Annotated in this window: 21 protein-coding genes and 1 pseudogene; 3 read left to right on the forward strand and 19 right to left on the reverse strand. The window is 41.9% G+C overall.

All coding sequences use genetic code 11. From position 1 onward, the window contains the following. The first annotated feature begins 744 nt into the window (after nt 1-744). Nucleotides 745-3,432, forward strand: a complete 2,688-nt coding sequence (locus FCI53_RS19725; protein WP_138420722.1) for a cation-transporting P-type ATPase — start codon at nt 745-747, stop codon at nt 3,430-3,432. 331 nt (nt 3,433-3,763) lie between these two features. Here the strand turns inward: FCI53_RS19725 and spoIIQ are convergent, their stop codons facing one another. The 5 genes from spoIIQ to FCI53_RS19750 all read right to left on the reverse strand — a co-directional run bounded on the left by spoIIQ (nt 3,764) and on the right by FCI53_RS19750 (nt 9,554). Continuing rightward, nucleotides 3,764-4,723: a stage II sporulation protein SpoIIQ gene (gene spoIIQ / locus FCI53_RS19730; protein ID WP_138420723.1), complete on the reverse strand. Its 960-nt coding sequence runs from the start codon at nt 4,721-4,723 to the stop codon at nt 3,764-3,766. 384 nt (nt 4,724-5,107) lie between these two features. Further along, nucleotides 5,108-6,184 carry a stage II sporulation protein D gene (gene spoIID, locus FCI53_RS19735; RefSeq protein WP_138420724.1) on the reverse strand — a complete coding sequence of 359 codons (1,077 nt, stop codon included), beginning with the start codon at nt 6,182-6,184 and terminating at the stop codon, nt 5,108-5,110. A gap of 595 nt (nt 6,185-6,779) precedes the next feature. Continuing rightward, the gene (gene murA, locus FCI53_RS19740; RefSeq protein WP_138420725.1) at nt 6,780-8,084 is read right to left on the reverse strand and encodes a UDP-N-acetylglucosamine 1-carboxyvinyltransferase; all 1,305 of its coding nucleotides are present in this window, start codon (nt 8,082-8,084) and stop codon (nt 6,780-6,782) included. Nucleotides 8,085-8,119: 35 nt separating this feature from the next. After that, the gene (locus FCI53_RS19745; RefSeq protein WP_171038252.1) at nt 8,120-8,824 is read right to left on the reverse strand and encodes a YwmB family TATA-box binding protein; all 705 of its coding nucleotides are present in this window, start codon (nt 8,822-8,824) and stop codon (nt 8,120-8,122) included. Nucleotides 8,825-9,320: 496 nt separating this feature from the next. After that, nucleotides 9,321-9,554 (reverse strand): DUF1146 family protein, encoded by a 234-nt coding sequence (locus FCI53_RS19750; RefSeq protein WP_138420727.1) that lies wholly within the window; start codon nt 9,552-9,554, stop codon nt 9,321-9,323. Between the two features lie 161 nt (nt 9,555-9,715). Between FCI53_RS19750 and FCI53_RS19755 the strand changes: the two genes are divergently transcribed. Next, nucleotides 9,716-10,147, forward strand: coding sequence for a hypothetical protein (locus tag FCI53_RS19755; protein ID WP_138420728.1), 432 nt, complete (start codon nt 9,716-9,718; stop codon nt 10,145-10,147). Here the strand turns inward: FCI53_RS19755 and FCI53_RS19760 are convergent. The 11 genes from FCI53_RS19760 to FCI53_RS19810 form a co-directional block, all read right to left on the reverse strand. Continuing rightward, a complete protein-coding gene (locus tag FCI53_RS19760) occupies nt 10,144-10,542 on the reverse strand; it encodes a F0F1 ATP synthase subunit epsilon (RefSeq protein WP_138420729.1) in 399 nt (132 codons plus the stop codon). The genes FCI53_RS19755 and FCI53_RS19760 overlap by 4 nt on opposite strands. A 292-nt stretch (nt 10,543-10,834) precedes the next feature. Continuing rightward, nucleotides 10,835-12,235: a F0F1 ATP synthase subunit beta gene (atpD, locus tag FCI53_RS19765; RefSeq protein WP_138420730.1), complete on the reverse strand. Its 1,401-nt coding sequence runs from the start codon at nt 12,233-12,235 to the stop codon at nt 10,835-10,837. Nucleotides 12,236-12,273: 38 nt separating this feature from the next. Then, the gene (gene atpG / locus FCI53_RS19770; protein WP_138420731.1) at nt 12,274-13,137 is read right to left on the reverse strand and encodes an ATP synthase F1 subunit gamma; all 864 of its coding nucleotides are present in this window, start codon (nt 13,135-13,137) and stop codon (nt 12,274-12,276) included. Nucleotides 13,138-13,258: 121 nt separating this feature from the next. Then, a complete protein-coding gene (atpA, locus tag FCI53_RS19775) occupies nt 13,259-14,767 on the reverse strand; it encodes a F0F1 ATP synthase subunit alpha (RefSeq protein WP_138420732.1) in 1,509 nt (502 codons plus the stop codon). A gap of 20 nt (nt 14,768-14,787) precedes the next feature. Continuing rightward, nucleotides 14,788-15,330 carry a F0F1 ATP synthase subunit delta gene (locus FCI53_RS19780; RefSeq protein WP_138420733.1) on the reverse strand — a complete coding sequence of 181 codons (543 nt, stop codon included), beginning with the start codon at nt 15,328-15,330 and terminating at the stop codon, nt 14,788-14,790. Next, complete coding sequence (gene atpF, locus FCI53_RS19785; protein ID WP_246050166.1) at nt 15,327-15,854, reverse strand: F0F1 ATP synthase subunit B; 528 nt, start codon at nt 15,852-15,854, stop codon at nt 15,327-15,329. The genes FCI53_RS19780 and atpF overlap by 4 nt, the downstream gene beginning before the upstream one ends. Nucleotides 15,855-16,004: 150 nt before the next feature. Further along, nucleotides 16,005-16,211, reverse strand: coding sequence for a F0F1 ATP synthase subunit C (gene atpE / locus FCI53_RS19790; protein WP_138420734.1), 207 nt, complete (start codon nt 16,209-16,211; stop codon nt 16,005-16,007). A 47-nt stretch (nt 16,212-16,258) separates the two neighbouring features. Next, a complete protein-coding gene (atpB, locus tag FCI53_RS19795; protein WP_138420735.1) occupies nt 16,259-16,984 on the reverse strand; it encodes a F0F1 ATP synthase subunit A in 726 nt (241 codons plus the stop codon). Between the two features lie 23 nt (nt 16,985-17,007). Next, entirely contained in the window at nt 17,008-17,400 is a 393-nt protein-coding gene (locus FCI53_RS19800) for an ATP synthase subunit I (RefSeq protein WP_246050167.1), read from the reverse strand. Between the two features lie 3 nt (nt 17,401-17,403). Then, on the reverse strand, nt 17,404-17,622 hold the full coding sequence (locus tag FCI53_RS19805; protein WP_342774236.1) for an AtpZ/AtpI family protein: 219 nt from the start codon (nt 17,620-17,622) through the stop codon (nt 17,404-17,406). A 762-nt stretch (nt 17,623-18,384) separates the two neighbouring features. Further along, complete coding sequence (locus FCI53_RS19810; protein ID WP_138420737.1) at nt 18,385-20,604, reverse strand: S8 family serine peptidase; 2,220 nt, start codon at nt 20,602-20,604, stop codon at nt 18,385-18,387. 573 nt (nt 20,605-21,177) lie between these two features. Here FCI53_RS19810 and FCI53_RS19815 point away from each other — a divergent pair. Further along, complete coding sequence (locus tag FCI53_RS19815; protein WP_138420738.1) at nt 21,178-22,143, forward strand: nuclease-related domain-containing protein; 966 nt, start codon at nt 21,178-21,180, stop codon at nt 22,141-22,143. Between the two features lie 343 nt (nt 22,144-22,486). Here the strand turns inward: FCI53_RS19815 and wecB are convergent, their stop codons facing one another. The 3 genes and pseudogenes from wecB to FCI53_RS21615 all read right to left on the reverse strand — a co-directional run. Next, nucleotides 22,487-23,602, reverse strand: coding sequence for a non-hydrolyzing UDP-N-acetylglucosamine 2-epimerase (wecB, locus tag FCI53_RS19820; RefSeq protein ID WP_138420739.1), 1,116 nt, complete (start codon nt 23,600-23,602; stop codon nt 22,487-22,489). A gap of 214 nt (nt 23,603-23,816) precedes the next feature. Then, a complete protein-coding gene (upp, locus tag FCI53_RS19825; protein ID WP_138420740.1) occupies nt 23,817-24,446 on the reverse strand; it encodes a uracil phosphoribosyltransferase in 630 nt (209 codons plus the stop codon). Between the two features lie 62 nt (nt 24,447-24,508). Further along, nucleotides 24,509-25,003: pseudogene (locus FCI53_RS21615) on the reverse strand (hypothetical protein); the annotation flags it as partial.

Raw genomic sequence — 25,003 nt, forward strand, 5'->3', positions numbered from 1 at the left:
TTTCTTGCTTAAACTGCTCACTATATCTTTGCCTATGTTCACCCATGGAAACCCTCCTAGTTATTATCATCATATCCAAATATGACTTTCGTTAACGGGGTATCCACTTTTTATTCTAGCTTCACTCGTTCCGTTATTCACCTTTTATGAGGTCTTTTTGGGCTGTTTTTGGCACAATAGCGGATCCTAAGACCGCTTCATCCTCCTTTTGGTAGCTTTTGACGCATTTAGCGGAATCAGAATCCGCTTCCGACTATAAGGCGGGCCCTCGTTCCGTTATTTCCCTTTTTCGAGCTTTTTTTACGGGGGTGGCGGTTCCTCGTTCCGTTATTCACCTTTTCTGAGGTCTTTTTGGACTGTTTTTGGCATAATAGCGGATCCTATGACCGCTTCATCCTCCTCTTAGCCGTTTTTGATGCGATTAGCGGAATCAGGATCCGCTTCCGTCCACAAGGCGGGCTCTCGTTCCGTTATTTCCCTCCACCCCTTCGCGATCTCCCCTTACTGCCCCAAATCTTTGTCCAATTTGTTAACAAATTTCAGAAATTTATTTGACATTTGCATGAATCGCCGCCCTTAAAAAATGGCTTATGATAAAATTGAAATAGATACAGCAATAGTCATCTGACACCATGAGGGGCCTTGGCAATACTTACCAAGTTCATAACGGAATGGTGTGGGTTGGTTATTAGCTGTATTTTTTTGTGCAGTCGTTACCAATACGAGGTAAAGGATGGTTTTTAGATGGAGAATAGAGAGAAAGAAAGAAAATGGTATAGTGTTGATGCTACACATGTACTAAACGACCTGGAAACTAATTCTACAGATGGGCTATCCTCACAAGAAGTAACCAATCGATTAGAACAACACGGAAAAAATAAACTAACCGAATCAAAAAAGGAATCCAATCTTCAAAAGTTTTTCAAACAATTTCATGATACGTTGATCTATGTACTGCTTACAGCTGCCTTAGTTACGATTCTATTGGAACAGTATATAGATACTGCTGTGATTGCATTAGTTGTCATCATCAATGCCTTTATTGGGTATATACAAGAAAATAAGGCAGAGAAGGCACTTGATGCAATCAAAGGGATGTTGTCGTTGCATGCGAACGTGATTCGCGATGGCAAGCGCTCAAAAGTCAACGCAGAGAATGTCGTCCAAGGCGATATTGTACTACTGAATGCTGGAGACAAGATTCCTGCTGACCTCCGCTTAATTGAATGTCATAATTTAACCGTTGAAGAGTCCGCCTTGACCGGTGAGTCTCTTTCCGTAGAAAAAAAGACATACCCCTTACAAGAAGATACCATGCTTGGCGACCGGATTAATATGGCTTTTTCCGGGACGTCCATTTCCTCAGGTACTGGTATCGGTATTGTCGTAGCCACTGGAGATGACACCGAATTAGGAAAAATCAATCAATCGATTGATAATGTCCAAGAAATTAAAACCCCCTTGTTACAGCAAACAGAAAAATTCGGAAAGCAAATTTCGGTAGCCATCGTCACGATTGGTATTGTCATGTTTGTTTTTGCAATGATGATTCGAGATTACCAGATTGGCGAGCTTATGTTAGCTATTATCGCGATGATTGTTGCCGCAATTCCTGAAGGGTTACCAGCGATTATGTCGATCATACTAGCAATCGGCGTTCAAAACATGGCCAACCGTCGAGCGATTGTCCGAAATCTACCTTCCGTTGAAACGCTTGGGGCTGTTTCGGTTATTTGCTCCGATAAAACAGGTACTTTAACCAAAAACGAGATGACTGTTCGTTCTATTATTACAAAAAATAATAGTTTTGAAGTAACTGGATTGGGCTATGCGCCAAAAGGACAGATTTTAAAGAGCGGAACGGAAGCAGACCTTGCCGAAGATGAACAATTAAAAAGGCTGTTACTTACGTTTAAAACGGTCAATGATGCTACATTAACCCGTGATAAACAGGAGCGCTGGACCATCAATGGCGAACCAACTGATGGATCCTTAATTACGTTAACGGAAAAAGCGAACAAGCCGTTGGACGATTTAAATATCGAAGCAAAAATCCCATTTGATTCTGAATATAAGTATATGGCCGTATTAACAACGATTAACGACCAAAAATATATTTTAATAAAAGGGGCACCAGACCGATTATTTGATATGGCAGACCTAGAAATGGAGCCTCATTCTCCCGATACGATTCCATTTGACAAAGCTGCTTGGGAAGAGAGAATGCTTTATTTAGCAAAAAAAGGCGAGCGAATTATTGGTGCTGCTTTCAAAAAGGTACCAAATGAAAAGGATACACTTGACCATGATGATTTAAAAGGAAATATTGTATTCCTTGGTATGGCTGGCATTATTGACCCACCTAGGGAGGAAGCAATCCAAGCAGTTGAAGAATCTAGACAAGCGGGTATTACGGTCAAGATGATAACTGGAGATCATCCAGAAACAGCCTATGCTATTGGGAAGCAATTAGGAATTGGCAACGGGCATGGAGCCCTAGAAGGAAAAGATATTGATGGCATGTCAAAGGATGCATTAGCGGAAGCTGTGAAAAAGTATGATATATTTGCAAGAACTAGTCCGCATAATAAGTTGCAATTAGTCAATGCATTACAGAAAAATGGGGAGATCACTTCAATGACAGGAGACGGTGTCAATGATGCCCCTTCCTTGAAAAAGGCTGACATTGGTGTAGCCATGGGAATCAAAGGAACGGAGGTAGCCAAAGACGCCTCGAAAATGATTCTAGTAGATGACAACTTTAAAACGATTGTCAATGCAGTTGAAGAAGGTAGAAGAGTATATGATAACTTAAAAAAGACCATCTTGTTTATTTTACCAACCAATGGTGCCGAGGCGCTTCTTGTTGCCGGTGCGATCTTACTTGGGGTCTCGATGCCATTAACACCCGTGCAAATCCTTTGGGTTAATATGATCACCGCTGTTACGGTTGCCCTTGCATTGGCTTTTGAAAAATTAGAACCTGGATCAATGCAGCGACCACCAAGGCCGAAGAAAACACACTTATTAAACGGTTACTACCTGTTTAGAATTACCTATGTATCGTTAATTGTTGGCTTAGCGTGTTTGTATATCTTTATTGATATGATCAATCAAGGTTACGGACATGCCGTTGTCAATACGATTATTCTAAATGCGATTGTGTTTTCGGAAATGTTTTATCTATTTAATGCAAGAAGCGAGAAAGAGCCTGCTTTTAACAATGACTTTTTCTCTAACAAAGTGGCCTTTGCAGTTTCTGGTCTACTTATTTTATTCCAACTTGGTGTTACCTATCTTCCAGTTTTAAATATCGCCCTTGGCACCGCACCGATGACGCTAGAACAATGGCTCATCCCTATTATATTAGGAAGTGTCGTGTTTGTTATTGTGGAAATCGAAAAAGTTATATCAAAAAAATTAGCTTCGTAAAGTTTAGTCGACATTAAGCGGCGGTGGCGCTCCTCCCACCTGGACGATTCGATGGTAAATGCGAAAGTATACTCCCACTTAACGTTTTGAAGTGGGAGTATTACCGACGGTTTTACCTGGGAAATCCCTGTGGATCCGCTTATGCAACGCTTCATTAGTAAGTGTTTAGACTGAAATTACTCGGCTTACTAGCCATAGTAGACTTCTTGTATTGGTGTGATGCATTTGCCAAACTAATTAGTGTTGAAATTGGCAGTATTAAATACATTTTCACCCTAAAAAAATAACCTCAGGTTCTCACCCAAGGTTATAGTTCATGTTCTATTATAGTTTATGCGTTTGCCATAGAAGCTGAGGATTCTGTTGAGCCTGCATTGTCAGCATCTTCATCTGCGTCAGCATCTTCATCTTCTGTATCTTCCTCAGTATCTTCTTCCTCGTCAGCACCTTCATCAGCTTCATCGTCACCAATTAGAGAGTCTTCTTCGATTACATCTTCTTCAATGGAATCTTCTTCTGTTCCATCTTCTTCACTAGAAGACTCGTCCTCTTCTGGTGCTTCCTCATCGTCTGCAGGTGCTTGAACTTCGCTAGTTGGTTCGTTAAAATAAGACTCAGGGTTGACTGGTTCACCATCCTTGCGTAATTGGAAATGTACGTGGATGCCATTAGCTTGACCTAGTGCGTTTTGTCCTGCAGAAGCAATCACATCGCCTTGTTCTACTTCTGCACCATTTTCTACTAGAATGTCTGCTAATGCTGCATAGTGTGTGGTCAACCCGTTTTCGTGTGTAATTTCTACGACCTCACCTAGTAATGGAGTTTCTTTTACATCCGTTACCGTACCGCTTAATGATGCTGTTACATCAAATGTTTCGCCATCTGACGATACAAGGTCAAGGCCATCGCTTTGATAGTAGCTATTGTCGTATTGAACAAGTGCTTTTTCTTGATCTTCACTATCTGCTTCATAGTCATAGAACTTCGTAACGATTTCTGTTTGAACTTCTTCTGCTACTGGCATTTTGACCACTTCTTGCTGATCCATCACAGGTTGTGAATCTTGATCGAATTCATCTGTTGGCTGATTACCACCAATCAAATCCTCGTCTGAAATATCTGTCTCTGTGTCTTCTGTTGCTTCCGGAACTTGGTTATCTAAATTTTGATACCACAAGACTCCCGTTAATAGTAACGCAGCAACCGTTAGATAAACTGCTGGAAAAAACCATTTTTTCCCGAAGATACGTTTCCATCCATTTTTTGAAACGTTCTTGTTTTCCTCTGTCATATGTCATCACCTCAGCAATCATTCTGATCACTTACAGGAAAATATATACATAAAAACCCAAAAAATTTTACTACTTATTTTTCGACAAAATTCACTTATTATACATGGAAGTTTATAGCAGCGCCTCTATCAGCGTGCAACACAAGTAAAAAGGGGGGTGAGCGAAGGATTCGGAGTTGTCATTTTCCTACTAAATCACTTCATTAAATTCCGCGCTAAGCAGTTTAGTGCGCAAATAATGTACTACAACTCGTGAAAAAATCGGATGGAGTAAACAACGTCAACGTCAAAAAAGGCTCAGAATTAATCTGAACCTTTTAGTGTTCAATTGCTATCAAAACATTTTCATTTTCAAATCTGAACCGGTACCAGCCGATCCAGCTTTTATTCATTTGCTGCTTGTTGTGTCGATGCTAATTTTGGTGCGGTGTTATTGACTTGGGCAACTTCTGCACCTTTATAATAATATGTGACAATTTCTTTATAACTTTTCCCTTCCTTTGCCATGCCATCGGCGCCGTATTGGCTCATACCAATGCCGTGGCCATAACCTTTGGTCGTGAAAATAAAGTGATCATTCTTGTGTTCTACTTCGAAGTCACTGGATCGCAAGTCCAAACTTTCGCGTATTTCTCGACCAGTAAAGGATTCTCCACCAACAGTCATTTCTGCTACACGGTTGCTATCTGTCCGTGAAATTTCAAATGGCTGATCGGAATTGGTATCGACTTGTATTCCGAGAATTTCCTCGACTTGCTGCTCTGTTACTATTTTTTGATCCAAATATTTTGGTGAATCTTTATCCCATGGACTTTCAACACTTCTTAAATAAGGAAGTTCATTTTCCCAATAATTTTCAGAGTCCTCGGTAAACCCGTTGCTTGTGGAAAAGAATGCCGGTGTAATCGGTTGATCTTCATAAGTAATGATTTCCCCAATCGTTGATGTGACGGCTTGATTAATTTTATTCATCTTCCAATTGTAATCTGTTCCCCATTGGGCAAGCAGTTCTTTATCACTTTTATAAACTTGATGTTCAACGGTATCGGTGACGTCTGAATTTTCCGGCAAGGAACTTTCTTCTTGATGGACCAAGTGATTGACGATATAAGTTCGCGCTGCAAGTGATTGTGCTTTTAATGCCTCTAACTCAAACTCAGCAGGCATTTCTGATGCCACCACCCTGGCAACATATTCTTCTAGTGGAACCATTTCTGTTTCCTCTGTTTCCGTTCGAAACACTTTAACAGAAAAAGGAGAATCACTTGCTTTTATTGCAACAGGTTGCTCTACTTCAGCATTCTCCGTCTCCACAGGCTCTTTCTCCTCATCGGATGTTCCGATAAAAGGAACGACAATTAAGGTCGGTACAATTAAAATTAAGGTGAGTACTCCCGCGATTATGATCATCAATGGTTTCTTCCATTGGGGATTCGTTGCTAGTCGTTTCCACTTTTTCATAGGTGACCTCCTTTTCTAGTTTTCCTATTATGCTTATTCAACCTACATCGACGGATCAATATCTACCTTTGGACATCTCTCTATTACTAATCTATTCATGGCTTCATTTAATAGAACTACAATTTTTGCTTTTTGAATAGTGATTACAAATCATGTATATGAGCAAAGTTTGGATTCATGACGGAAATATTGTGGGGCGTCACATGTGGTGGGAGTCTCTGTCATGATATGGGCTAAGTTGGGGAATCTGTTTATGCTTCATTTCTACGAATCGGAATGGAGTCATTTTATCGGAAGAGATAGATAGCAGATTGGGGACCGCCTCGAAAATGAACCGGTTCGTGTTCTATAGGATACAAACACATTTTTCAAATTACCTATCATTTTAAAACCGTTTTGACATACATATGGTTATTGGAAAACTAAAAATTCAGAGTAAGTCACGCGTTCAATTACATTTGCTTCGTAACCAACACCCATTTCGTACGCCCAAAATCATACTATTCCACAAGAAGCATGATCCACAGTTTCCTATGCAACAAAAAAAGACTGCCAAGCGAACAATACGCTAGCAGTCTTTTTGCAAGTTAGAGGTTTAGGATGCTGATGATTCTTGATTGTTTGGTTTAATAATGACATCTCCATCATTGACGCGTTCAATGTCAGCACCTAACTGGGCAAACTTTTCGGTTAGGTCGACATAACCACGATCAAGATGTTTTAACTCTGTCACACGTGTATAACCTTCTGCTGTCAAACCGGCTAAAATCAATGCAGCCCCTGCTCGGAGGTCTGTTGCTGCGACTTCAGCTCCTTGTAATGTTACTGGACCTTCTACAATCACGCTACGTCCTTCGATTTTTAATTTTGCATTCATTCTTCTGAATTCTTCTACATGCATAAATCGATTTTCAAACACCGTTTCTGTGATTACACTAGTACCTTGCGCGTTTAACATCAGTGCCATCATTTGCGATTGCATATCAGTTGGAAAGCCTGGGTGTGGTAAAGTTTTGATATCGGTTGGTTTTAATACTTCAGGACCAATCACACGTACCCCATCTTTTTCTTCCTCGATGATGACCCCCATCTCTTCCAACTTCGATACAAGCGAGCGTACATGTTCGATTTCAGCACCTTTCACGAGCACATTACCGCCAGTGATGGCAGATGCGACCATAAAAGTGCCTGCTTCGATTCGGTCTGGAATAATATGGTGCTCTACACCACGCAGACTTTCAACGCCTTCAATCTTAATTGTTTCTGTACCAGCACCGATGACTTTCGCTCCCATTTTGTTTAAGAAGTTTGCTAAGTCAACGATTTCTGGTTCTTTGGCACTGTTTTCGATGATTGTCTTGCCTTCAGCCAATGCCGCCGCCATCATAATGTTTTCAGTGGCACCAACACTTGGAACATCCAAGTAAATTTTTGCACCTTGTAAGCGGCCATTAGCAAACACCTCTACAAATCCGTTGCCAACATGGACTTTCGCTCCCATTGCCTCGAATCCTTTTAAATGAAGGTCGATCGGGCGGGAACCAATTGCACATCCACCAGGCATCGCTACTTTGGCATGACCATAGCGAGCAAGTAGAGGACCTAAGACAAGAACAGACGCGCGCATTTTTCGTACATATTCGAATGGTGCTTCCGTTGTTAGTCGCTTCGATGCATCGACCGTTACCGTGTTGTCTACAATATTTATATTGGCATTCATATTACTTAAAACTTCTTTAATCGTATAAACATCCGCAAGGGCTGGAACATCATGAATCACACTTTTCCCTTCACTTGCAATGATACTTGCTGCGATGACAGGCAGTACGGCATTTTTAGCACCCTCAACTTTTACCGTGCCATTGAGCTGCCTCCCACCACGGACGATGATTTTTTCCAAGGCGCATTCTCCTCTTAGTCCAGTTTCACTAATTATTAGTATTCAATCGTTAGGATAGGTGTTCCTATTGTGATGGTTGTCTTACCGCCCAATCCTTCTCGTGCTGCCATTTGTACATTCATCGCCCTGTCCGAGTGCGGGATGGCAGTTTCAAATCGAGGGCTATAACCAGAAACGACCTGAAAATCTTCTTCCTGTATATGATCGAGTGTTTCCACTTGTAAATTGCTTAATAAAGTATCGAACACATAAACATTATCAATAGTATCATTGACTTGAGTAGAAATACAAGTGAAAATTGTCGCATTTTTGGTAAAAATATCAAGATGAGAATGCGCTATGTTGGCTAGATCTTCAGTTTTGTAGTCATTTTCTCCTTTAATTGTATAAATCACTTCTATTTGATGGCTCGCTTCAAGTATTGTAAATGTTTCCGTAATACCGTCCTGTTTAGTTGTTTGATACACTTGCTTGGTCATCACATCTGTATCTTCTTTATGAACAGTTGTTTCATCACCCATATATTGCGTGACTTTCTCGGTAATGTTTGCAAGATTCTCTGAATCTATTTTTTCTTTGACCATCACTTCCCATGAATCTATCGAAAGATCTTCCTGTTCTACTAGATCTACTAAAGACTCAAGGTCACTTAGTGTTGAGGCACTTGCATCTGCATCTGGACGAAAAGATAATAATAAAGCTGGAATAAGTGCAATAACAAGTAAAAATCTTGGATACATAAAAAATCTCCTCCACCATATGATTGATTTTTTAATTCTAATCATAAGTATGGTCAGGAGATTTTTTCCTATACGTATTGTTTTTCGTCAAAGTTGGACAAGGCGAGTTGCGATGAAAGTTTTATTGCTAGGGGGGACTAGTACAGGTTCGATGACAAAAAACATGCGCCGCTTTCAGATAGTAGACAATCGATCGATTTCGATTAAATATTCTACTGTTTCCTTTCTGATCTTCTATATTCATTCTTTTTCCTATTGTCAGATGGATTTGCCCAAGCATAGTTGATCAGTAACAAGATGACCGTAAATAGTAAAACTATCACTACATAACTTTCTATCCCAAACCTCTGCCTATACAATGGATAAAATAGTTCTATGCCTATTACAGTTGCGACAAGACTACAGATAAATATTCCAAAATTATAAAGCATAGCGTTACCTCCACAATTGTAAAGAAAAGCATTATGCTAACCTTTTATGAAGGCTAGGTCAGTATCTAAAACAGTAAGATCAACTGCTGCGACCATTGTAAAAAGTCGATAAAGAATTTGCTTACCGTTGTTCCAATCGCAATGGTAATAAAAATCATCAGCACTTTTGCTTCAAATGTGCGTCCTTTTTTAAAAATGGGATCGATTCGTAGTGACTGAAGTACTTGCCAAGTAATGATGATGAAAATTAAATGGGAAATCATACTTAGGAGTGCTTGTTGACCGATTTGTTGCATCATTATTTTATTCCTCCTTTACATAGATGTATTATGACCTGTGCGGTATGACGGTTTTTAACAAAACATTCAACCAATCATGGCCTTTCCCTATTTCCTGGGAAATGATGACAAATTAATTTGTCACTATTCGTCGTTCGTTTTGGTTACTTGTTTTATTATAGATGATTACGGCATTTGTTGTCGATGATTGGGAATTGTATGTATTGTTCGGCGGTGTTGCGCGTATCTTTTCCTTATTTGCGCGTATCCTCGCCTTACTTGCGCGTATCCTCGCCTTACTTGCGCGCATCCTATCCTTACTTGCGCGCAACTCCACCTCACTTGCGCGTATCCTCGCCTTACTTGCGCGCATCCTCTCCTTTCTTGCGCGCAACTCCACCTCACTTGCGCGTATCCTCGCCTCACTTGCGCGCATCCTCCCCTTACTTACGCGCATCCTCCCCTTACTTGCGCGTATCCTCAACTCACTTGCGCGTATCCTCTCCTCACTTACGCGCAACTCCTCCTCACTTACGCGCAATCCACACACCTACTCGCTCATAAAAAAAGACTCTAAACCATTCAATAGGTTTAAAGTCTTTTACAACTATTAGTCATTCACAACTTTCAGACGATTAATTGCACGTTTTAGTGCATATTCTGCCCTTCTGAAATCAACATCATCTTGTTTAGCCTTCAGGCGTCGTTCTGCACGTTCTTTTGCTTTACGAGCACGTTCCACGTCAATCTCGGAAGGTTTCTCAGCAGATTGGGCAAGAATGGTTACTTTTTCAGGGCGAACCTCTAAGAAACCACCACTTACAGCAACACGCTCCGTGTCACTTTCGCCTTTCAAACGTACAGCGCTAATTGTTAGTGGCGCAACGAGTGGAATGTGACCTGGTAAAATACCGAGTTCCCCATTCTCCGCCTTACAACTAACCATTTCAAATGAATCTTCCAGAACAGGGCCATCAGGAGTGACAACACTCACAGTTAGTGTTTTCAAACGAACCCCTCCTTGGGCTGGAATAAGAAAAGGCAAGGGGAAAGGAACCATGTCCTATCCCATGTGCCCCCACTTTGGTTAATCAATTGCTTCGTTTTGGGACAAGGGACCTGTCCCCGTGTCCCATTTCATTCTGGGACAGTAAACCTGTCCCCGTGTCCCACTTATCAGTCTAGCTTCACGGGCTAGCCGCTCGCGTCATAAGCAGTTCACCTCCAGTGACCATAGTTCAGGTCACTTGCGGCGCACTACTTATGAGTTTCGCGCCTGACCAAGCCCGTTCAGCTTCCTATTACGCCATTTCTTTTGCTTTTTCTACTACTTCTTCGATGCGGCCGACTAGGCGGAAGGCATCTTCTGGAAGGTCGTCGTATTTGCCGTCAAGAATTTCGCGGAAGCCTTTTACCGTTTCTTCAACTGGAACGTAGGAACCAGGTTGACCTGTAAACTGCTCGGCAACGTGGAAATTCTGTGACAGGAAGAATTGAATACGGCGTGCACGGGAAACCGTTAATTTATCTTCGTCAGATAGCTCGTCCATACCTAGGATGGCGATGATATCTTGTAGTTCTTTATACTTTTGAATCGTTTGTTGTACTTCACGTGCCACATTGTAGTGATCTTCCCCAACAACTTCAGGGTCAAGTGCACGAGATGTTGATGCAAGTGGGTCCACCGCTGGGTAGATCCCTTGCTCGGAAAGTTTACGATCCAAGTTTGTTGTCGCATCTAAGTGTGCGAAAACTGTTGCTGGCGCCGGGTCTGTGTAGTCATCGGCAGGTACGTATACGGCCTGGATCGATGTTACAGAACCTGTACCAGTTGATGTGATACGTTCTTGTAATTGACCCATTTCTGTTGCAAGTGTTGGTTGGTAACCAACGGCAGATGGCATACGACCTAGTAGGGCAGATACCTCTGAACCTGCTTGCGTGAAACGGAAAATGTTATCGATAAACAATAGCACGTCTTGGCCTTGTTCATCACGGAAGTATTCCGCCATCGTAAGACCAGTTAGTGCAACACGCATACGTGCACCAGGTGGTTCGTTCATCTGTCCGAACACCATGGCTGTTTTTGAGATAACACCGGAGTCTTTCATTTCGTAGTAAAGGTCGTTCCCTTCACGAGTACGTTCCCCTACACCAGCGAATACGGAAAGACCACCGTGCTCTTGTGCGATGTTGTTGATCAATTCCTGGATCAGTACGGTTTTACCTACACCCGCACCACCGAATAGACCGATCTTACCACCCTTAATGTATGGAGCAAGTAAGTCAACAACTTTAATACCTGTTTCTAGGATTTCTGTTTCTGTTGCTAGCTCTTCAAATTTTGGTGATTGACGATGAATTGGGTCACGGCGGATCCCTTCTTCTAACTCTTCATCAAGATCAATTTTATCACCTAATACGTTAAATACACGACCTAATGTCACGTCACCAACTGGAACGGAGATTGCTGCACCAGTATCAATGACTTCTTGGCCACGTTTTACACCATCTGTAGATGACATAGCAATCGTACGTACACTATCATCACCAAGATGCAAGGCAACTTCTAATGTCAGACTTTCGCCTTTGCCATCTTGAGATGGGATTTGTAATGCGTTATAAACTTCTGGGAGTTGTCCTGTTTCGAACTTAACGTCGACAACCGGTCCCATAACCTGTGTAACGCTACCTTTGTTCATCGATTTCCCTCCTAACTACTTCCTTCATCAACCAAGACTTACTCTTGGGCAGCTGCGCCACCGACAATTTCGGTGATTTCTTGTGTGATTGAAGCTTGGCGTGCTCGGTTGTATTGTAATGACAGATCATCAATTAGTTCGTTTGCATTGTCTGTTGCACTTCGCATTGCCGTCATACGTGAAGCATGCTCACTAGCTTTACTGTCAAGTAGGGCACCATAGATTAAACTTTCTGCGTATTGTGGCAATAGAACATCTAAGATTTGATGTTGATTTGGTTCATACTCATATTCACTCGTTACTTTCTTATTGCTATCACTTAAATCTGTTAGTGGTAACACTTTTTTCGAAGTTACCTCTTGTGAAATCGCACTAATGAAGTGATTATAGAAAAGATTGATTTCATCGACTTCTTCATCAATGAACATTTGCACCGTTTCGGCTGTTAAATCTTTAATTTCACTAAAGTTTGGTTGATCGTTCAAGCCAACAATTTCATTGGCAATTGGTATATTACGTTTTTTAAAGAAATCACGACCAATTCGACCAGCAACGATGACCGTGTATTCATCTTTCGAGTTGTGTCGCTCTTGTATGGTACGATATGCAGCACGTAAAACGTTACTGTTAAACGCACCAGCAAGACCTCGATCAGACGTAATCACGAAATAGGCTGTCTTTTTCACTTCACGTTCTTGCAACATTGGGTGCTCTAGGTCTTCCCCACTTGCAGCAATTTCTGAGACTACTTCTTGGATTTTCTCACTGTAAGGGACAAAAGACTTGGCACCTGATTCTGCTTTGTTCATTTTCGAAGCAGAAACCATGTGCATCGCATTTGTAATCTGTTTCGTTTTTTGTGTTGAATTGATCCGATTCTTTATGTCTCTAAGGGATGCCACGTTGTTTTCACCGCCCTTTCTGAAAGGTGATGGTTAAAAGGTCGAGAAGACACACCTGATCTTGTTCGACCCTTTTTCCTTTTACATGGAGTTACTCGTATTTCGTTACGGTTTAGTTGGCTTATTCAGAAACAACGAATTGTTTCTTGAATGCTTCTACCGCACCGTCCATCTTGTCTGCATCAGGAAGTGCGCCTGTTTCACGAATTTCTTTCAGTAGGTCTGCTTGATTATTATCTAACCAAGTATGGAATTCACTTTCGAAACGTGTCACTTCCTCCACAGGAATATCATCTAAGTGGCCTTTTGTTAAGGCATAAATGATCATAACTTGTTTCTCAACGTCAAGTGGCTTATGTAGGCCTTGTTTTAGCACTTCAACCGTACGTGCACCACGATTTAGTTTCGCCTGGGTTGCTTTATCTAAGTCTGAACCGAACTGAGCAAATGATTCTAGCTCACGGAAAGATGCAAGGTCAAGACGTAGTGTACCAGCAACTTTTTTCATCGCTTTGATTTGTGCGGAACCACCAACACGTGATACAGATAAACCGGCATTAATCGCAGGACGTACACCTGAGAAGAATAGATCCGATTGTAAGAAGATTTGACCATCTGTAATCGAAATAACGTTGGTTGGAATATAAGCGGCGATGTCACCTGCTTGTGTTTCAACGAATGGAAGTGCTGTTAAAGAACCTCCACCTTTTGCATCACTTAATTTCGCTGCACGCTCGAGTAAGCGAGAGTGTAAGTAGAATACATCCCCTGGGAATGCTTCACGGCCTGGTGGACGTTTTAATAGCAAGGACAGTTCACGATAAGCTGTCGCTTGTTTGGAAAGATCATCATACACAACTAATACGTGTTTTCCGTTGTACATGAAATCTTCACCCATCGATACCCCTGCATATGGTGCTAGGTACTGAAGTGGTGCTGGTTCAGATGCACCGGCATTTACCACGATTGTGTAATCAAGTGCACCGTAACGGCGGAATGTTTCGACAGTTCCACGTACTGTTGAGTCTTTTTGACCGATTGCAACATAAATACAGATCATATCTTGATCTTTTTGGTTCAAAATCGTATCGACTGCAACCGTTGTTTTACCTGTTTGACGGTCACCAATGATTAACTCACGTTGCCCACGACCAATTGGTACAAGGGCGTCGATCGCTTTGATCCCTGTTTGTAGTGGTTCATCAACCGATTTACGATCCATAACACCAGGTGCTGGAGATTCGATTGGACGGTTTTTCGTTGTTTCAATTGGTCCTTTTCCATCAACGGCTTGACCTAATGGATTCACGACACGTCCTAGTAGTTCCTCCCCTACTGGCACTTCCATGATACGTCCAGTACGACGAACTTCATCGCCTTCACGGATATCTGTATATGGTCCAAGAATAACGATACCAACGTTGCTTTCTTCTAAGTTTTGTGCCATACCCATGACACCGTTAGAAAATTCAACGAGCTCACCAGACATAACATCATCTAGCCCATGAGCACGAGCGATACCGTCACCGATTTCAATAACTGTACCGACATCATTGACTTCAATGTCTGATTCATAATTTTCTATTTGCTGTTTAATCAGCGCACTGATTTCTTCAGCTTTTATGCTCATGCCATTTCACCCCTATCATCTTAGTTTGCGGATACGATATTGCGTTCGATTTGCTCGAGCTTTCTTTGAAGTGTGCCGTCATAAATACGGTTGCCAATCTTCAGTTTCACACCACCGAGAATGGTAGGGTCGACGATATTGGTAATTTTCAAAGATTTCAAGTCGAGTTTTTTCGAAAAGACAGTTGATAATTGGTTTTTTTCTTCATCCGTTAATTCACGTGTGGAATAAACTTTCGCTTCCGCCACACCTTTGGCATGATTGCTTAATTCGATAAAGTGATCCACAATCTCAGCAACAATCTCTTCATTATGTCGCTCTACAAGCACTTTCAACGTGTTCACTACAGTTGGTAGAAAACCATCGAAAGCTTTGTCGATCAGTTGATTCTTCTTATCGCTATTCACACGCGGATGTTCTAAAAATGAACGAAAGTCTTCGTTTTGTTCAAATACTTCTTTAACAATTAGAAGCTGGGCTTCTAATTGGTCGATTATAGATTTTTCTTGTCCCAGTTGAAAAAGAGCCTCTGCATAGCGTCTGGTAAGTACTCCATTACTCATCGCTCTTCTCCTACCTCTTTAATGTATTCACTGATCAATTTCTCTTGATCTTGTGCACTAATTTCTTTCTCAATTACTTTGCTAGCAATTTGAACAGATAAAGTCGCAACTTGGTCTTGTAGTGCCTTGATTGCACTTTCTTTTTCTTGTTCAATATCTTCACGTGCAGATTGTTTAATACGCTCTGCAGCTTGATTTGCAGCTTCAATAATCTCTTTTTCTTGGTCCTGTCCAGCACGTTTTGCCTCTTCAATGATGGCTTGTGCTTCCTGACGGGTCTGTTTCAACTGTTCAGCAGCTTCGCGGGACGCTTTCTCTGCTTCCGTGCGATTTTTCTCTGCTACATCGATTTCATTAGCGATATGGTTTTCACGTTCTTCCATTTTGTCTAACATTGGTCCCCAAGCAAATTTCTTTAAAAGTGCTAAAAGAATCAGGAAACTTAGAAGCGCGAAACCGATATCTCCAACTTGGAGACCACCAACATCAGCCCCAATTATCATCCAACTACTATAAGATTGCACAGTGTTCACTCCTTTCCACTACCTACTTGTCAAAGAGATCTATCCATATTAAATCACGTATATTTCCCATGTCTGAAAAGAGAATAATAAAGCAATGGCGAGGTTCTGTTGAAGACGAACTTCGCCATTTCTATTATTATATAAGTTTTATTACATAACCATAAATGCGATAACAACGGCGAAAATAGGAATCGCCTCTACTAGTGCGATACCGATTAACATTGTTGTTTGTAGGGCACCACGAAGTTCTGGTTGACGTGCAATCCCATCTACTGTACGACTTACGATCATCCCGTTACCTAAACTGGCACCAAGTGCTGCCAAACCTACTGCTATTGCTGCTGCTAATGCTTCCATTATAAATATCCTCCTTTAAATTATAACAATAAATTTATTTTAATTTTTTAATGGTCTTCGCTCACTTTGTGAGACATATAAACCATGCTTAACATCGTGAAAATAAATGCTTGGATTGCCCCGATAAAGAGACTGAATCCTTGCCATGCCATCATCGGAATTAATGCACCTATAAATGATGCGGCACCGAAGGCAAAAGCTAATTTTGTAATTAACGATAATAGAATCTCACCGGCGAAGATATTACCAAACAAACGAAAACCTAACGTTAGTGTATTGGTAAATTCTTCAATGATCTTTAATGGGAGCATAAATGGTACTGGGCGTAAGAACTCTTTCCCATACTCTTTAAAACCTTTTAGCTTAATCCCATAAAAGTTAGTCAATATAACCATCATACCCGCCAATGATAACGTAATTCCAGCATCAGAGGTCGGTGACTTCCACCACAAATCGTGGTCGTATACCCCCATCGTAATAACCCCTAGAATATTACTGATAAATATGAAGGAGATCAACGTTAGGGCCAAAGGTAGAAAGGTTTTACCAGTTCTCCAATCCATGGTATCTCCAATAATCCCTTTTACGAAATCTATTACCCATTCCATAAAATTTTGGAACCCTGTTGGTTTCATTTGGAGATTTCGACTTGCTAGTACACAAATGACGAATACAATGACTGATGAGATAAACGTCATCAAGACAGTCGATAGATTAAAATCGAGCCATGGTATACCCCAAACATCCTCTAATAACGGTGCTCCGTGATCCAATTTATTCACCTCTCTTCCCTGTGCTAGTCTTTTGTGTTAAATAATGCAAAATCTATGATTATGACAATATAAAATGTCATTAATCCAATTATAATAGCAATAATATCTACATATTCTTCAAAACGTAGGCCAACCACAACGGCAAGCGCTGCAGACGCAAACCTTGTCAATGACCCAATTCCCAACATCCTACGATCCTCGATAATTGCTTGTCCAAGTTTTTTAATTTTTCGTTGTAACAACCATAAATTATAAAAACTCAAAGCCGTTCCAATTAGAAGGCCAAGAAAAATGCGGGGATATGGTGTGAATCCTGCCCCAATTACCATGATGGATAGAGTATAAAGCATCCACTTCCGTTGGCGTATTACCATTCTGTCGTACTTTTTGAGGTCTTGCTGTTCCATGTCCACCATCTGTTAATCGTCCCCCGTAAACTCTTTCACTACTTGCACGGTCCCATATGTACCTGCCCCAATTCCAATTAGAAAGAAGAGCATAAAAAACAATGGCTTCGTGTTGCACACACGATCTAACCAATTCCCTATGAAAATACCAATTAAAGGTACGCCAACAAGTTGCGCCAAAATAGCACTAGTTAACGCCATTTTACGAAATGGAAAGTTGTTATTGGCCACATTCACCGCTCCTATCATAATTGAGCGCGAATCACAGTGATTTTTGTCACATTGTAAACCTTATCATTCACTAAGTTAGCATACAATAGGGGTAATCTAATGTCAATCGGTTTGAGTTACAAAACAAAACTCGAAGCGATTCGACAAATTTCTACATAAATTCAAACCTCTTTTCGCTTTTATATGCATGCATTTGCAAGAGATTTAATACCAATTATACTTGAATCTAATCTTCATGGAAACATACAATTTTGTGAACAAATTTACAAAGTGTATGATTTTTTTGATTTTGCTTGTTTTAGCGGTTTGAGGGTCCGGTTTGTTTCTCGTGTTCATATGAGTTTAGTGCATGCCTTGTTTTTTTTCGCCTGCTTTTGACGTTTATGCGGTTCCTCATTCCGCTATTTGCTAATTTCATCCTAGTTTGCGTTCATTTTGGATGTTTAGCGGAACATCGAACCGCTTCCTTAAACTTACGCGCATCTGATCAGGACTTGCGCGTATCTTCCTTAAACTTACGCGCATCTGGTCAGGACTTGCGCGTATCTTCCTTGGACTTACGCGCATCTGATCAGGACTTGCGCGTATCTTCCTTGGACTTACGCGCAACCAATCAAAACTTGCGCGTATTCGTATAATCATAGCTTTTTTGTCATTTAGCGGAATGGCGATCCGCTTTGTGCCTTTGGCGGCGCGTGACGGTGCCTCATTCCGCTATAATGGTATCCAGTGCAGCTGCAGTAGTTGCACTCCCATCAACATCTATTCAATTTCCAACTCAGTTGGATAACTATGCGTTTCCCCTTCATACGTCTCGATCGTAATATTGGCAAGGTAGTAGCCACTGTCGCCAATTTCCCTTTCCAACATTGTTCCTTCGATCATCCCTTGTGGTTGTTCGTGCAATTCTAACAATGTACGGTCAAATTTAAAGGTGATCGGGTCATATAAATCGACCTCAATTTTCTTTGCACCTTCTGGTAAATAAACGCGATATTGATACTCGTCAGACGAGAAGGTTTGTAAAGTAAATTCCATCCCCATTGCTTTTGGATAATCCCCATCTTTATTAAGAAAAAGATACGGTAAATGAAACGTCTGATCCGCTTGCTTTAATTGCAGCCAACCCTGATGTAAACCTTCTTCAAGCAATGAACTGGTGACATCCAACTGAATGGTCACGGTCTTTGCTTGCCCTGCTTCAACTGTAAAACTTGTTGGAAGATGCCAGCGCATGCCTCTTTGCTGCTTCGGCACATTGAAAGAGTATGTTTGCGCTTCTTCCGACACATTTTCAATTTCCAGTGTAACTTCACGATTTTCCTTCATTGTATCTATCTTGCCAAACGCAAGCATCGGGTTATGGATAATCGTTGATGTTTGGATGGCTTGATCTGGTTGCATTCGCCCCATCCCTTGTTCGATTGGATCATAGAATGTTTCGCCATTTGATAATGGGTGCGCGGTAGTTAATAATACGCCTTTCAGTTGGGCCGGACTCCAGTCAGGATGCGCTTGTTTTACCAATGCCAAGCCTCCGGCAACGTGGGGAGCGGCCATGCTAGTACCTTGCAATTCCTCGTAACCATCATCAGGCACCGTACTATTAATCGCTGCACCCGGGGCTACAATCTCTGGCTTAATGTGCCAATTGGCGGTAACAGGTCCACGCGAACTAAACGAAGCAATATCATCTTGCGTTCTTTCATACTTGGTGTCTACCCAACTTTGACGCTCAATCACATGTTCCTTCAGCCATTCACCATCTTTTTTTGAAATAGAAGCGACCGGAATTTCAATTGGTTCTCCTCCATCTGTCACTGATCCTGGAAAATCCCCTTCTTCATTATTATAAATGAGCACCGCGCGTGCCCCGGCCTGTTCAGCCAGCCTTGCTTTTTCTGCAAATGGGATTTCACCGCGTTGAAACAGGACAATTTTATCCGTTGCATTTGTTGGCTTTTCTTCACCAAGCCCACCATCGACAATCGCATAATCTTTTTCCAAATCCCAATCAGTCGATCCCATCAATGGTGCTAATACGATTTTTTTATCCTGGAAAGATTCATATAAGTAAGGCATTTTTAACGGCGGTGTCGAGGCACCGACCGATATCGCATCCGTTGACGTTGCCGGCGAACCGACCGTCCAACGATCTGGACCAGCGTTACCATTGGCAATCACAACCGCAACCCCGAGCTCTGTCGCTTTATTGACAGCGATACTTGTCGGCCAATCCGGACCATTAACCGTATTTCCAAGTGACATGTTAATAATATCCATGCCATCTTTCACTGCTTTTTCAATCGCGGCAATCACTTGCACCGACGTCCCTCTTCCACCAGGACCTAAGGCACGGTAACCGTATAATTCTGCTTCAGGCGCGACACCAGCCATCCTTCCATTTCCAGCAATAATTCCTGACACATGGGTACCATGAATCGTCGGCATTCCTTGTTCTGGTTTGGTTTCCATTGGATCATCATCCAAATCAACAAGATCATACCCACCTTGATAATTCAATTTTAAGTCGGGATGACTATAATCGACTCCCGTATCAATTACCCCCACCTTTACGCCCTCTCCAGTATATGGCGATTCCTCAATCCCATTTTGATTATTTTTCAAAAACGGGACACTCTGATTAATAGGGGGCTCTTGGGTGGTGGCTGTCGTTTCATAGACACGGACTGGATAGGTTTGTTTAACAAAATCCGATTTTTCCAAATCAGCTAACTGCGATGGCTTCGCCTGTAATGCCAGTCCATTAAAAATCGTGTCATAAACATGCACTACCTCTACAAATGGATGGTAATTTTCAATATAGGTTTTGTGGTGCTCTGGATCCCCCTCCACTTCGATGATAATTGACTGCTTGTCTTGAGTGTGCGAATGTGGTGTGCTGGCGGCCTGCGCGGCGGTGGCCCATGGTATGTTTATGTATATAAGTAGCGCGGTAATGAGTATATGTTGCAGTTTCATAGCACATGTCCCCCATTTTTTCTGCTTAGTATGTGGTGGGGGGTGAGATTTTATGCATGGGGGGGGTTGTTTTTTGCTGGGGTTGCGCGTATCCTGCCGGGGGTTGCGCGTATCTGACGTAAACTTGCGCGTATCCTACCGGGGGTTGCGCACATCTGTCGTATACTTGCGCGTATCCTACTCGGACTTGCGCGTATCTGCCATAAACTTGCGCGTATCCTGCCGGGGGTTGCGCGCATCTGTCGTAAACTTGCGCGCATCCTACCAGGACTTGCGCGCATCTGACATAAACTTGCGCGTATCCTACTCGGACTTGCGCGCATCTGACGTAAACTTGCGCGTATCCTGCTGGGACTTGCGCGTATCCGAATTAGTGTTGCATTAAATTTATATATTTTCACCTATACTTGCTTTTTTGTGTTATGCAACTGTGTTTGATCATTATAATTAATTTTTCATTAGACATTTTTTATATTCTATCCCATTGACGATTATTATTTTATATTTATTACGATTTTACTTTATAGAATAGTTTAGCTATGCTTAGAGCAACAAAGTTTGGAGGTGTTATGATTGATTTTAAAAGATTTGGAACGGCCAATTCGACTTAAGAAAATAGGCGCATTGTTACCAAGACTCTCCACTAATCATAAACAACGACAATTAATTGAAGAAGATTATGCAAAGCTGTCGACTGGATATCGAGGTGAAAAGGAAATTTTCCGCCATCTAAAACGACTGGAAGATGAGAAATTTCTTATTCTCCATAACCTTCGTTTAAAACAAGGTGATTCTTTCTTTCAAATTGATTTCCTTGTAATTCACCCTCGTTTTCTCATCAATATTGAATCTAAGAATATAAACGGGACACTTTTCTTTGATAAAAACTTTGATCAAATGATTCGTAGTAATAATAATGATGTGGAGACAGGATTCAGAAATCCATTAAGCCAGATCACATACCAAAAGCAACAATTAAAGCAATGGTTGATTAGTAACAATTTACCCGCTCTTCCTATTCATAACTTTGTAGGTATTAGCAATCCATCAACAATTATAAAGTCCAATGCTAATGACCCTACCATCTATCAAACAGTTGTTCATGCAGAAAACCTACTTGAACATATCGCAGCCCTTGAAAAGAGGTACCCCATTATTAGTAATTCTCACAGTCAGTTTGAGGAATTAGGAAAAGAGATTTTGGAAAATCACACACCGGAGCAACTAGATATTCTTTCTTATTATAAGTTAAATAAAAATGATATATCGACAGGAGTCCAATGCCCTGCATGCCAATTCATTCCCATGGAACGGGCCTATGGTAGTTGGAAATGTCCATCATGTTCTAATGTTGATAGACATGCCCACAAACAAGCAATTCATGATTTTTTGCTCATTCTTAACTCCACGATCAGCAACACCCAATGCAGAGAATTCCTCCACATCTCTAGTCGCGATACCGCTTACCATCTATTATCTTCCATGAATCTTCACAGTGAAGGGTCAACCAAAATAAGAAGATACATGAATCATAATTGACTTGCGCGTATCTGATATGAACTTGCGCGTATCCTAGCCGGAATTGCGCGTATCTGACATGAACTTGCGCGTATCCTACCGGGACTTGCGCGTATCCTACCCGAACTTGCGCGCATCTGACATGAACTTGCGCGTATCCTGCCCGAACTTGCGCGCATCTACCATGAATTTGCGCGTATCCTGCCCGGACTTACGCGCATCTAACATGAACTTGTGCGTATCCTACCCGGACTTGCGCGCATCTGACATGAACTTGCGCGTATCTACCATAAACTTACGCGTATCTGACCCGGACTTGCGCGCAATCTTATTTATAAAAAAGAGCACTACCCAAAGTAGCGCTCTAATCATTAAAATAGTCAACAATTGCATCGGCGATTCGCTCGGATGCTTTGCCATCACCGTATGGGTTGGATGCTTGGGCCATTTTTTGATGAGCTTCGGCGTCAGATAGAAGCTCATTGGCTAGGTTGAAGATCGTATCCTCTTCAGTGCCTGCTAATTTTAATGTCCCTGCCGCAATACCTTCTGGGCGTTCGGTTGTATCGCGCAACACTAGCACCGGCACACCTAAGGATGGTGCTTCTTCTTGGACACCACCAGAGTCGGTTAAAATTAAATGTGCACGGGAGGCGAAATTGTGAAAATCGACCACGCCAAGCGGTTCGATTAATTGAATACGATCATCGTCGCCCAGAATGTCGTTGGCTGTTTCGCGGACAACTGGGTTTAAATGGACTGGATACACGACATGGATGTCATCATGTGTTTCCACCAAGCGTTTGATTGCTCGGAACATTTGTTGCATGTTTTGTCCTAAATTTTCGCGGCGATGGGCGGTCATTAACACAAGACGCTTGTCACCAATCCCCTCCAAGACAGGGCTTGAGTAGTTATCATTCACGGTTGTTTTTAATGCATCAATTGCTGTATTTCCAGTTACGACAATTCGTTCATCTGGTTTATTTTCTGTTAATAGATTTTGCTTCGATTGATCTGTTGGTGAAAAATGCAAATCAGCCATGACACCGGTCAACTGGCGATTCATTTCTTCTGGGTATGGAGAGTATTTGTTCCATGTACGTAAGCCTGCTTCGACGTGTCCGACTGCAATTTGATTGTAATAAGCGGCCATCGATGCAGCAAACGTTGTGGTTGTATCCCCATGCACGAGTACCATGTCTGGCTTCGTTTCTTTCATCACCTCATCTAACCCTTCCATCGCTCTTGTCGTGATTTGGGTCAGAGTTTGACGTGATTTCATGATATTTAAATCATGATCAGGGGTAATGCCAAATCGCTCGAGCACTTGGTCCAACATTTCTCTGTGCTGCGCAGTTACGGTTACGATTGGTTCAAATTGTTCTGGACGCTTTTTCAACTCTAATACTAATGGCGCCATTTTGATTGCTTCTGGCCTTGTACCAAAAATCGTCATTACTTTAATCGGTTTGCCCACGTTTATCACTCCATCTATAGAAATAGGCTAGCACCAACCCCCCACAGGCATTAGCGATAGCCTTTTCAAAGGACGGTCAAAAAGTCCGGTAAAATTGACACGTCGGTGTTTTAATTCGGCTAGCATTCTGAGGCCTCACGTGCATACGCTCCGTTCCTCAGGTGCTACGCCGCCTCGAACTTCTCGGTCCTTTTGAACATGCATAGTTTTCGCTTTATTTTGTACCGAACAGACGGTCACCAGCATCCCCAAGACCTGGCACGATATAGCCGTGATCATTTAATTTTTCATCTAATGCTGCTAAATAAATGTCCACATCAGGGTGTTCTTTTTTCACTAACTCCACACCTTCAGGGGCACCAACAAGGCACATTAATTTGATATTGGTTGCACCGCGTTTTTTCAATGAATGGATCGCGTCATTTGCCGATCCACCAGTTGCTAACATTGGGTCCACCACAATCAATTCACGCTCTTCAATGTCAGATGGTAACTTGATGTAGTATTCATGAGGCTTTAATGTTTCAGGGTCACGGTAAAGTCCAACATGCCCTACTTTTGCCGCTGGAATCAGGTTGATAATCCCATCGACCATTCCAAGTCCCGCACGTAAAATTGGTACGATGCCTAGTTTTTTACCGCTTAACGTCTTAGTTGTCGCCGATGTAACAGGCGTTTCAGTTGTTGTTTCCGCAAGTGGCAAATCTCTTGTTATTTCAAATGCCATTAGTCCTGAAACTTCATCAACTAACTCGCGAAATTCTTTTGTACCTGTATTTTTACTTCTTATGTAAGTTAACTTGTGTTGAATTAATGGATGATCCAGTACATAAACATTTCCCACGATCCGATCACTCCTTAAAATTTTTCATATCCTCAAAAGTGTACAGAAAAATAGATGCTCTTTCAAGCAATGTTATCATATTTTGTCGATATTTTTGCTTTTGTCAAAAAATGGTTCGCATTTATTTTCCCAATCTTTGCTTTTACTATTCTAACTAGGGTGGGTGCTTTTGGCTTGAACTTGCGCGCATCTGACCTGGACTTGCGCGTATCTACCTTGAACTTGCGCGCATCTACACTGGACTTGCGCGTATCTACCTTGGACTTGCGCGCATCTAACCTGGACTTGCGCGCATCCACCCTGAACTTGCGCGCATCCACCCTGAACTTGCGCGTATCTGACCTGGACTTGCGCGCATCTACACTGGACTTGCGCGCATCTACCTTGAACTTGCGCGTATCTCCCTTGAACTTGCGCGCATCTACCTCGGACTTGCGCGCATCTACCTTGGACTTGCGCGCATCTACCTTGGACTTGCGCGTATCTCTCTTGAACTTGCGCGCATCTACACTGGACTTGCGCGCATCCACCCTGGACTTGCGCGCATCCACCCTGAG

The organism is Aquibacillus sediminis (assembly GCF_005870085.1).
Lineage (GTDB): Bacteria > Bacillota > Bacilli > Bacillales > Amphibacillaceae > Aquibacillus_E > Aquibacillus_E sediminis.